Source organism: Flavobacterium cheonanense (assembly GCF_039539185.1).
In the GTDB taxonomy this organism is placed as follows: Bacteria; Bacteroidota; Bacteroidia; order Flavobacteriales; family Flavobacteriaceae; genus Flavobacterium; species Flavobacterium cheonanense.
The window spans coordinates 1-10,909 of record NZ_BAABCT010000016.1 but is presented as its reverse complement, the minus strand read 5'-3'; the positions used below and the strand labels follow the sequence as shown (position 1 = coordinate 10,909).

At 31.4% G+C, this 10,909-nt stretch carries 12 protein-coding genes and 1 tRNA gene; 5 read left to right on the top strand and 8 right to left on the bottom strand.

Translation table 11 applies throughout. The features are described 5' to 3' along the window. Window positions 1-129: 129 nt before the first annotated feature. Window positions 130-1,365, bottom strand: a complete 1,236-nt coding sequence (locus tag ABD766_RS14780; RefSeq protein WP_344817411.1) for an ABC transporter permease — start codon at window positions 1,363-1,365, stop codon at window positions 130-132. A 71-nt stretch (window positions 1,366-1,436) separates the two neighbouring features. Here ABD766_RS14780 and ABD766_RS14775 point away from each other — a divergent pair, with 71 nt between their 5' ends. Then, window positions 1,437-2,645, top strand: coding sequence for an exo-beta-N-acetylmuramidase NamZ family protein (locus tag ABD766_RS14775; RefSeq protein ID WP_425556590.1), 1,209 nt, complete (start codon window positions 1,437-1,439; stop codon window positions 2,643-2,645). 238 nt (window positions 2,646-2,883) lie between these two features. Here the strand turns inward: ABD766_RS14775 and ABD766_RS14770 are convergent, their stop codons facing one another. Then, window positions 2,884-3,378 (bottom strand): YkgJ family cysteine cluster protein, encoded by a 495-nt coding sequence (locus ABD766_RS14770; protein ID WP_344817409.1) that lies wholly within the window; start codon window positions 3,376-3,378, stop codon window positions 2,884-2,886. Between the two features lie 67 nt (window positions 3,379-3,445). Between ABD766_RS14770 and ABD766_RS14765 the strand changes: the two genes are divergently transcribed. Continuing rightward, window positions 3,446-4,147, top strand: coding sequence for a class I SAM-dependent methyltransferase (locus tag ABD766_RS14765; protein WP_344817408.1), 702 nt, complete (start codon window positions 3,446-3,448; stop codon window positions 4,145-4,147). 211 nt (window positions 4,148-4,358) lie between these two features. Here the strand turns inward: ABD766_RS14765 and ABD766_RS14760 are convergent, their stop codons facing one another. From ABD766_RS14760 to der, 5 genes are all read right to left on the bottom strand, one after another. Continuing rightward, entirely contained in the window at window positions 4,359-5,519 is a 1,161-nt protein-coding gene (locus ABD766_RS14760) for an aminotransferase class V-fold PLP-dependent enzyme (RefSeq protein ID WP_344817407.1), read from the bottom strand. A gap of 76 nt (window positions 5,520-5,595) precedes the next feature. Then, entirely contained in the window at window positions 5,596-6,000 is a 405-nt protein-coding gene (locus ABD766_RS14755; protein WP_344817406.1) for a DUF2059 domain-containing protein, read from the bottom strand. 139 nt (window positions 6,001-6,139) lie between these two features. Beyond that, window positions 6,140-6,523 (bottom strand): energy transducer TonB, encoded by a 384-nt coding sequence (locus tag ABD766_RS14750; RefSeq protein WP_344817405.1) that lies wholly within the window; start codon window positions 6,521-6,523, stop codon window positions 6,140-6,142. A gap of 2 nt (window positions 6,524-6,525) precedes the next feature. Continuing rightward, window positions 6,526-7,158, bottom strand: coding sequence for a 7-carboxy-7-deazaguanine synthase QueE (locus ABD766_RS14745; protein WP_344817404.1), 633 nt, complete (start codon window positions 7,156-7,158; stop codon window positions 6,526-6,528). Window positions 7,159-7,207: 49 nt separating this feature from the next. Beyond that, window positions 7,208-8,518, bottom strand: coding sequence for a ribosome biogenesis GTPase Der (gene der / locus ABD766_RS14740; RefSeq protein ID WP_344817403.1), 1,311 nt, complete (start codon window positions 8,516-8,518; stop codon window positions 7,208-7,210). Window positions 8,519-8,633: 115 nt separating this feature from the next. Between der and ABD766_RS14735 the strand changes: the two genes are divergently transcribed. After that, complete coding sequence (locus ABD766_RS14735; RefSeq protein ID WP_298304243.1) at window positions 8,634-9,137, top strand: hypothetical protein; 504 nt, start codon at window positions 8,634-8,636, stop codon at window positions 9,135-9,137. Between the two features lie 2 nt (window positions 9,138-9,139). On the opposite strand, the gene era is transcribed toward ABD766_RS14735, so the two are convergent. Continuing rightward, window positions 9,140-10,024 carry a GTPase Era gene (era, locus tag ABD766_RS14730; RefSeq protein ID WP_344817402.1) on the bottom strand — a complete coding sequence of 295 codons (885 nt, stop codon included), beginning with the start codon at window positions 10,022-10,024 and terminating at the stop codon, window positions 9,140-9,142. A gap of 119 nt (window positions 10,025-10,143) precedes the next feature. Between era and ABD766_RS14725 the strand changes: the two genes are divergently transcribed. Together ABD766_RS14725 and ABD766_RS14720 are read left to right on the top strand one after the other, a co-directional pair. Further along, window positions 10,144-10,216 (top strand) — tRNA-Met (locus ABD766_RS14725). A gap of 55 nt (window positions 10,217-10,271) precedes the next feature. Then, on the top strand, window positions 10,272-10,718 hold the full coding sequence (locus ABD766_RS14720; protein WP_344817401.1) for a KTSC domain-containing protein: 447 nt from the start codon (window positions 10,272-10,274) through the stop codon (window positions 10,716-10,718). Window positions 10,719-10,909 lie beyond the last annotated feature (191 nt).

The following is a 10,909-nucleotide window of genomic DNA, read 5'->3' as shown; positions in this document are numbered from 1 at the left end:
ATAAAAACATCTTTTGAAATACTACATCTAATCAATACAAAAACAACCTAGCCCTGATTGTAGCTGTTACCTTGTAACGCAGAAAGCAGGAATATCGACCGCAAGAAAGCGCTGATGGTTCGCTGCTGATTAATCAAAACGAATGGTTTTGGCAGGAGATATTTTAGTAATTAAGTAGGAAGGTATTAATAAAACCAACAAACAGACAAGGACTGTACCTATATTAAGAGCAAGAATATAGAGTAAATTAATTTCTACAGGCGCTACATTTACATAGTAACTTTCTGGATTTAGTTTAATTATTTCAAATTTCTTCTGAATAAGTAATAATCCTATTCCTATAGTATTACCCCAAAACAAGCCTCTTAGTATTAGGTATAACGAATTGTATAGAAATATTTTTCTTATTGAACAATTGTCTGAACCAAGTGATTTTAGGATTCCTATCATTTGAGTTCTTTCTAATATCAAGACAAGTAATGCCACTACCATATTAATAGTAGATACAATTACCATTATGATAAGAATAACGATGATATTAAAATCGAATAGTTTTAGCCAGTCGAAAATATAGTAATATTTTTCTACAATAGTTTGTGCATTTAGTGTTGAAGGGATTTCTTTGTAAACTTGCTTGCCTTTTTCGTCTATTTTGGTGAAATCATCTACAAAAATCTCAAACGAACCCACTTGATTTGAGTTCCATTTATTTAGTCGTTGAATGTGACGGATATCTCCGATAATATAGGCCGCATCAAATTCTTGAAAGCCTGAATTATAAATGCCTACAATTTTAAATCTTCTGCTTTTTGGCAACTTACTATCTCCTTCGTTTAGAAAAAAAGTATTGAAACTATCATTTAATTTCAATTTTAATCTGTTGGCTAAATATTGTGAAATTAAAACTTCTTCGTTTAAACTACTTTTTAGTATGGGCAATCTACCATCAATTAAATACTCTTCTAAGTATTCCCATTTATAGTCTTTACCAACTCCTTTGAAAGTTATTCCTTCAAAATCTGTTTCGGTTCTAATTATTCCTAACTTGGTTGCAACTGATTGGATATGATTTATACCTTCAACAGCATTGAACTTTGGATAAAACTTTTGGTTTGTAGAAACAGGTTCTATACTACCGTCGGACTCATTTCCGTTAAAATTAGAAATTATTATGTGTCCGTTAAATGCTGATACTTTTTGGCGTATTTTTTGTTGTAAACCTATTCCTGTTGCAATTGAAACAATCATCATAACAATACCAATTGCAATAGCAGCTATAGCAATTTTTATTATTGGAGCAGAAATACTACTTTTATGGTCTTTAGCAGTAATTAATCTTTTGGCGATGAAATGTTCTAAATTCAAAAGTTTTGATTTTGTTGCAAAGATATTTCTTTTTAGGACAAAGAGACAAAGTTAATTTAAATTATAAAATGATGAAATACTTATTATCGACTTGTATTATTTGTTTGGGTTACCTTACCATATCATCCTCATGTGGATTAAATAGACATTTTGAAAATTCAAGAAGAAATACTGAAAAAGAAGTTACTATTTCATCAATAAAAACTGGAGCCGATAGATATTCTTTTTATTTGCCTTTGTTAAAAGACAAAAAAGTTGGTGTGATTACAAACCAAACTGGAATTTTATCAAATAATGTTCATTTAGTTGATTTTCTTATTGAGAATAAAATTAGCGTTCAAAAAATATTTGCTCCGGAGCACGGATTTCGCGGAACTGCAGATGCAGGTGAACTAATTAAAGACGGAAAAGACACAAAAACAGGTTTGCCAATAATTTCACTTTATGGAAATAACAAAAAACCAAAACCTGAACAATTAGCAGGAATTGATATAATAGTTTTTGATTTGCAAGATGTTGGAGCACGATTTTACACCTATATATCATCCCTACATTATATAATGGAAGCTTGTGCTGAAAACAATACAGAATTAATGATTTTAGACCGACCAAATCCTAATGGAACTATTGTTGATGGACCGATTTTGGAAAAAGAATTCACTAGTTTTGTTGGAATGCATCCAATTCCATTGCTTCATGGAATGACTATTGGCGAATATGGAAGAATGATAAATGGTGAAAAATGGTTAAAAAATGGAATTCAATGCAACTTAAAAGTTATACACTGTATTGATTACAATAGAGAAATGAGCTATAGTTTACCTGTGAAACCTTCTCCTAATTTACCAAATGACCAATCTATAAACTTATACGCAAGTTTGTGTTTGTTTGAAGGAACGAATGTAAGTGTTGGAAGAGGAACTGAAATGCAATTTCAAATTTATGGTTCGCCTTTTTTACCAAAAAGTGATTTTAGCTTCACTCCTATTCCAAATTTTGGAGCAAAAGATCCTGTTTATAAGAATCAATTGTGTTTTGGTGAAAATTTAACTTCTATTCCAAAAGTAAATCAATTGGAGCTAAAATGGTTGATTAAAGCCTACAATTCGACATCTGATAAATCTAAATTCTTTAACGACTTCTTTACCAAATTAGCTGGAACTAAAAAACTGCAACAGCAAATAGTTGATGGAGTATCAGAAACTGAAATAAGAAAATCTTGGGAGAAAGGATTGAATGATTTTAATGAAATGAGGAAGAAGTATTTGATTTATAATTAGAAAAAAGAGAATAGAGAATAGAATATAGAACATAGAAGTTTTACATGAAAAAAAGAGCAATCAAAGTTTTAATATCTATCAGTTTAATAATAATTGGAATATTATTAACAGGATTAGGATTTACAACAAAATTAGGTCATCCTTTTAGTACAATCTGTTATTCTTTAGGACTGGTAATAATCTTTTTAGGATTTATATATTTCATTATAGTTGTTTCATCAAATGATTAAAAACAATACTACAAAACTATTTTCTCTTTCATTTTTTCCACAATATTATAAGCTGCTGGACAGATTTCAACATTCTTCAAAGTCAAATCAGATATCTGTTGGAACTTTTTTCTATCAGTATGCGGAAATTCTCGACAAGCTTTTGGACGAACATCATAGATAAAACATTTGTTATCTGCTTCTAAAAAAGTACACGGAACACTTTTCAAAACATAATCTTTGTCTTCGTCAATACGCAAATATTGCTCTATAAATTGTTGTGGCTTTTGTTTGAAATGCTTTGAAATTCTCTCAATATCTACAGATGTAAATAGTGGCCCAGTCGTTTTGCAACAATTAGCACATTCTAAACAATCGGTTCGTTTAAATTCGGCATCGTGCAAATCTTGCATTACATAATCCAAGTTTTTAGGCGCTTTCTTTTTCAGCTTATCGAAATACTTTTTGTTTTCGTTATGCTTATCTTTGGCAAGTTTTCCGAGTTCGTTTAGCTGTGGTTTCAAGTTTAAAGTTTCAAGTTGAGCCACAAAGTTAAACAACTTGAAACGTTAAACCTGAAACTTTACAAAAATGTTAGATTTATTCGGAAAAGCGATTCTCGATTTTCAAACCAACAATTCGCCTGAAGACATTATCACAGAAACAAACATATCGGAAGCTGATGAAATGGATGTTGCTTATCTTTTTCGTTCCTATAAAGAAATGCCAAAATTAGAAAAGAAAGCACTTCAGCTCTCAAAAGGCAAAGTTCTTGACGTAGGTTGTGGTGCTGGAAGTCATAGTTTGTATCTTCAAAATGACAAAAATCTAGAAGTAACTTCCATCGATATTTCTGAAAACGCTATTCAAGCGTGTCAACTTCGTGGTTTAAAAAATGCTAAAGTTCAAAATATTTTGGATTTGGGAAACGAAAAATTCGACACCATTTTATTATTAATGAACGGAACAGGAATTTTCGGAACATTAGCAGAAACCTATAAATACTTGCTAAAACTAAAAAGTTTGCTAGCACCAAATGGTCAAATTTTAATAGATTCTTCAGATATTATTTATATGTTTGATGAAGATGACGATGGTTCTAAATGGATTCCTGCAGATGGTTATTACGGCGAACTAACATTTACTATTTCATATAAAAATCAAACTGAAGAAGCATTTTCATGGTTGTATTTGGATTATAATACGTTACAAAATGCTGCTTTCGCTAATGGTTTGCAATGCGAATTGATTGAAGAAGGAAAACATTTTGATTATTTGGCTCGTCTTTTTTAGAAGCTGTTTACTTCGTCAGTCGCAAGCTCGTGTCCAGCTTTCCATTATCTTTTCATTTGTTGCCTTCGAGTAACCTCAGGCAACAAATGACAGAATGCCGTTCCAATCTTGGCTAAAAATTTTCACTAAATAGAACTTACTTTTTTAATTTGAGAATTCGTGTAAATTAAATAAACTATTTAAAAAATACCTAACAGGTTAAAAAAACCTGTTAGGAAACAATAATCAAATCGGTAGATTCAATAATATCAGTAATCGCTCGATATAAAATATCTAAATCTTCCTGAGAATTATATACATTTATAGAATAACGCATATAAATCTTATCATTCAAAGGCATAATTGGAATTTGGATTTTATATTTTGAATACAACAACTCTTTCAACTCCATAGGTTTTTCAGTTCTTATTGGAATACTTGCCATTTGACCTAAAAATTCTTCCGAAATTGGACATATTGGTTGAGTTCCGACCAAATCACAAAAACGTTTGTAATTATCTAAGACAATTTTTTTGCAATCTTTCGATTTTTCTTTGCAGTTATTTTCTTCCAAAAACTCAATCACTTTTGGTGTACACAAATACGCAGAATGGTCGTTTGTACCTTGATATTCGTGATAATCTAGAAATTGACTATCACTTGGAGCCAAACTTTCGTAACCCCAACTTACTACTAATGGATCAATATCGGATTGAAATTCTTTTTTAACATATAAAAACGAACTTCCTTTTGGAGCCAACATCCATTTATGCAATGTTCCTGTGTAGAAATCTGGATTCAATTCTGAAATGTTTAAATCAATGTGACCTGGAACATGAGCGCCGTCAACAATGGTAATTAATCCAAGTTGTTGTGCTTTATCGCAAATTTCTTTCACTGGAAAAATCAAAGCCGTTGAACTCGAAACTTGATTCAAGAAAATCACTTTAGTATTAGAATTATACCCTTTCCAAAATTCCTCTAAAATCTGTTCTTTAGAAATAATTGGCAACGAAATTTCTTGACGAATATATTTCGCACCTGACTTTTTGCAATAGAAATTCCATGTTCTGTCCATTGCTCCATATTCGTGATTGGTTGTTAGAATTTCATCTCCTTTTTGAAGATTTAAACTTCTCATTATGGTATTAACAGCAAAAGTTGGATTGGGTGTAAAAAAGAAATCTTCTTCATTACAACCTATAAATTTTGCCAAGGGTTTTTTGGCTTCTTTTAAATAAACAGGCAACTTCTTCTGAATAAAATGCACCGGTTCTTGCTCCAACTCCAATTGCAATCGTTGAAATTCTTCAAAAACAGGTTTGGGACAAGCTCCAAAAGAACCATGATTTAAAAAAGTAATGTTGTTATCTAAAAGAAATACCGATTTCATAAATTATATTTTTCGTAAAAATAAAAAATCCCACTAACAATATTGCTAATGGGATTCTTGTTTTTTTGCATTTTGATTATTGCATATATTTCATCATCATCGATTGAATTTCTCCTTGCAATTCCATCATTGATGCTTGAGATTTTTCCATTATTGCTGGAGCTTTCTCAGACATTTTTTTTCCTACTGGACTTTCATAAAATGCTAACATTGCTTTAATATCCTCTTTTGAATATTCTTCCATGTAAATTTTTGCAGTTAAATCATTAGCTTTTGTAATTAGTCCATCAAATTCAACTGAAAATGCTGCTTGTTTATCTTCAGGAATATTTGCTAAAATTTGTTTTTTATAAGAACCTAGCCCAGAGCCACTTCTTTCGACAACTTTCAATACATCTTTTTTGAAAGCTTCATCAACAGCTTGAGAGAAACCAAATTGAGCTACTAATAGCAAAGCGAACGTTAAAATAAGTTTTTTCATTTTTTTTGTGGTTTTAAAATTTTTTATAAATATATAATTTTCAATTATTGTGCCAAAATAAATTCGATTAATTCTACACAATTTATAAGTTGTTTAATTATAATAATTGTTACAAAAAGATTCAGATTATATAAAAATTTTACTCTTTCTTTGAAAATTTAAAATCTAATGGAAACTTTATTTCAACACTAATGGGTTTTCCACCGCGTGTTGCTGGCTTCCATTTTGGAGCATTTTTTAACACCCTTACTATTTCAGCAGCCGTCTCAACATCTACAAATTGAACCACTTTAATATTTTTAATTTCTCCAAGTTCATTAACTGTAAAAGCCGTGACCATTCTTCCCGGCTTGCTAACTTTAGAAAAATTAAAGTTTGCGTTTATATAATCATAAAATTTATCTAAACCACCTCCATTGAATTTAGCTTCTATTCTGTCTCCATTCAAATAGACTTCATCTTCTCCTCCAATTTGAGCAAAAAGACTTGATGAAAACAGTAAAAAAAGTACAATCCATTTCATTTTTAAGGAATATTTAAATATTTATGCGTTTGCAAGGAAACCCTCCATTTCGGATTTTTCATTACATAATCTACAATAAGCGGAGTCATTTCATCTTTTTTACTCCATTCTGGTTGAAGAAAAAGAATTGCATTTGGGTTAACTCTTTCAGCTTGTTCTTCGGCAAAAATAAAATCGTGTTTATTGTAGATAATTACTTTAAGTTCATTAGCAATTTCATAGGCGCTTTCAACTGGCAACTTATTTTTCTTTGGAGAAAGGCAAAACCAATCCCAAGTTCCTGTAACTGGATAGCATCCTGAAGTTTCAATATGAACACGAAGATCTTGTGATCTTAATTTTTGAGTAAGCGGATTCATATCCCAAGTTAATGGTTCTCCTCCTGTAATCACAACTGTATCTGCATACTTTTTGGCATTAGCTACAATGACATCTGTTGCTGTTGGAGGATGAAGTTCTGCATTCCAACTTTCTTTTACATCGCACCAATGACAACCTACATCGCAACCGCCAATTCTTATGAAATAAGCTGCTGTTCCTGTGTGAAACCCTTCGCCTTGAATAGTATAAAATTCTTCCATAAGCGGAAGCATTTCACCTTTATCGACAGCTATTTGTATGTTTTTTTCTAACATTTTTTATTAAAAATACCTAAAAGATTTTGGAAATCTATTAGTATAAAAATTATTTCTCTCTTATATAAATGTCAATTGGCACACCAGAAAAATCCCAGTTTTCACGAATTTTATTTTCAAGGAAACGTTTGTATGCTTCTTTTACATATTGCGGCAAGTTGGCAAAAAACACAAACTGAGGAGTAGGTGTTGGCAATTGCATACAATATTTAATTTTTACATATTTCCCTTTCAATGCTGGTGGTGGATGATTTTCTATAATTTTCAACATATAATCGTTGAATTTTGAAGTAGAAATACGTTGTGCTCTGTTTTCGTAAACCTTTACTGTTTCTTCTAATGCTTTCAGTAAACGTTGTTTTGTTAATGCCGATACGAAAATAATTGGCACGTCGGTAAAAGGTTGTAATTGTTCACGGATTTTGGCCTCATAATCGCGAGTTGACATCGTATCTTTTTCTACCAAATCCCATTTGTTTACAAGAATTACAACACCTTTTCTGTTTTTTTCAGCCAACCAAAAAATACTTTGATCTTGACCTTCAAATCCTCGTGTTGCATCTATTATCAAAATACATACATCTGAATGCTCGATTGCACGAACTGAGCGCATTACAGAATAAAATTCTAAATCTTCTTTAACCTTGGTTTTTCTTCTAATTCCGGCTGTATCAACAAGATTGAATTCAAATCCGAAACGGTCAAACTTTGTATCAATTGCATCACGCGTTGTTCCTGCAATATCTGTTACAATATATCTATCCTCACCTATTAATGCATTTATGAAACTAGATTTTCCAGCATTTGGACGACCTACTACACAAAAACGAGGCAAAACAACTTCTTCTTTAGTTGGTTCTGGTTTTACTGGAAAAGCATCAATCAATGCGTCCAACAAATCACCTGTTCCACTTCCTGAAATACTTGCAAATGTGAAATATTCACCTAATCCTAAGTTATAGAATTCAACTGCGTCTTTTTCACGCATGGAATTGTCTACTTTATTTACAGCTAATAAAACTGGTTTTGTAACCTTACGAAGTAATTTTGCAACAGCATCATCCATAGGAGTAATTCCTTCTTCTACATCTACAACAAAAATGATAACATCTGCCTCATCAATAGCTAGTTCTACTTGTTTTCTAATCTCTCCTTCAAATACGTCGTCACTTCCTCTAACGTATCCACCAGTATCAATTACGGAAAACTCTTTTCCGTTCCATTCGCTTTTACCATAGTTTCTATCTCTGGTTACACCAGAAACTGAATCTACAATAGCTTCTCTTCTTTGTATCAGCCTATTGAAAAGGGTTGATTTCCCTACATTAGGTCTTCCTACTATCGCAACAATGTTATTCATAATGATTTTAAAATAAGCTGCAAAGGTACTACTAATTTTATTTTTTCTTACCTTAGTATGGTAGTAATACTAAAAAAACTATGTTTTAATGAATTTGAATGTTAAAATTTAAGTAATGGAATTGGATAATACTATCGTGCTTCGTCCACGATTTCAAAAAGATGTTTCTATGTCAATGAATGAAATTATTGAACACGCAACAAAAATTAAAGAAGAAGTAAAAAATGATTATCGAGTAAAAATATCAGATCATCATATATTTTTATTCATCACTTTAGCCAAACGAAAGTACTATTCTCCGCATTTACATTTGGAATTAGAAGAAAACGAAGATAAAACAACACATGTAAAAGGACTTTTTGGACCAGACCAAACTGTTTGGACTTTCTTTATGTTCCTTCATTTCTTTATTGCTGGTGTTTTTTTAGTCTTTATGATGATGGCCTATTCACATTGGACATTAAAACAATCTACTACTACTGACTTTGTAATTATGGGATTGATGGTAGTTTTTTGGTTTGCATTGTATTTTCAAGCTAGAGTTAATAGAAAAAAATGCCAACCTCAAATGCACAAACTTGAAGAATTAACTAATAGAATTTTGAAAGATAAAATTTAAGACTACTTTTGATTATACCCGAAACGTCTTAATTGAAATTGACTATTTCTCCAGTCTTTATTCACTTTTACAAACATTTCAATATGAATTTGTTTTCCGAAGAATTTTTCTAAATCTTCACGAGCTTGCATTCCGACACGCTTTAGTGCTGCACCCTTATGTCCGATAATAATACCTTTTTGGGTATCGCGTTCTACCATAATAACGGATCTAATTCGAATGATTTTATCATCTTCAATAAATTCTTCCGTTTCAATTTCTACAGCGTATGGGATTTCTTTATCGTAGTTTAAAAGGATTTTTTCGCGAATGGTTTCGTTAACAAAAAAACGTTCCGGTTTGTCTGTCAAAGCATCTTTAGGATAATATGCTGGAGATTCTGGAAGAAGTTCTAAAATTCTTGCAAAAACTTCTTTTACATTGAAATTTTCTAAAGCTGAGATTGGATAGATTTCCGCATTTGGTACTTTCTCTTTCCAAAGATCTATTTGCTCTTCTAACTGCTCTTGATCAGATTTATCTATTTTATTAAGTAAAAGTAAAACTGGGATTTTGGCATGAATGATTTTATTAAAAAAGGCTTCGTCTTTAAGCTCTTTTTCTCCAATTTCAACCATATAAATTAAAACGTCGGCATCTTCAAAGGCAGATTTAACAAAATCCATCATTGATTTTTGCATTTCATAAGCAGGTTTAATAATTCCTGGTGTATCCGAAAGTATAACTTGGAAGTCATCACCATTAACAATTCCGAGAATTCTATGACGAGTAGTTTGAGCTTTTGAAGTAATAATTGACAATCTTTCACCAACGAAAGCATTCATTAATGTTGATTTTCCAACGTTTGGATTTCCTATAATGTTTACAAAACCGGCTTTATGCGACATTTATTTAATTTTAATTTGTTGCAAAGGTAGTTATATCAAGCGAATAGTAGAAATAAAAGATTTTTTTAATTTTTTTGTTGCGAGTATCGATATTCGTTGTATATTTGCACTCGAAACATCGCGGGATAGAGCAGTAGGCAGCTCGTCGGGCTCATAACCCGAAGGTCACAGGTTCGAGTCCTGTTCCCGCTACTAAGAGAAGCCATTCTGAAAAGAGTGGCTTTTATTTTTTAGCAAAAATTTATTTATGAAAAGAGTTGTTGAGTACAGAAAGTTACTTGAAGTTGACAAAAATGTAACTTTAAAAGAATTAAAAACCATTTATAGAAACAGTATGAAGGATTCGCATCCTGACAAGTTTGTAAATGACGAAGAAGGAAAATTAGCTGCAGAAGAAAAAAGTAAAAACATCATTAATGCTTATCACTTTTTGGTAAGTATCTCTAATGAAACTGTTGAAAAAAACCTTCCTGAATACCAAGACACTATCAATAATCATAATATTCTTGATTATTATTTGGAGAAACAAACTCTTTTTGTAACTCACGTTAATGGTGTTTCTTACGAATATATTGGTGTTCCAAAAAACGTTTACATCAAAATGGTAAATTCTGAATCACCAAATCGTTTTGCAAAACGTCACATTTATGGAAAATTCATTTACAGAAAAGCTGGAGAAGGAACTGAAGATTAATCAGTAAATCATATAAAATAAAAAAATCCACCAATTGGTGGATTTTTTTATTTATATACCTTATTACAATTTAGTAATAATAAATTCAGATCTTCTGTTGGCTTGGTGTTGGTCTTCAGTACAACTTGATTGGTTTGTTGGTTCACAACCACAATCGTTTACTAGTTGCGACTCACCATATCCTTTTCCTG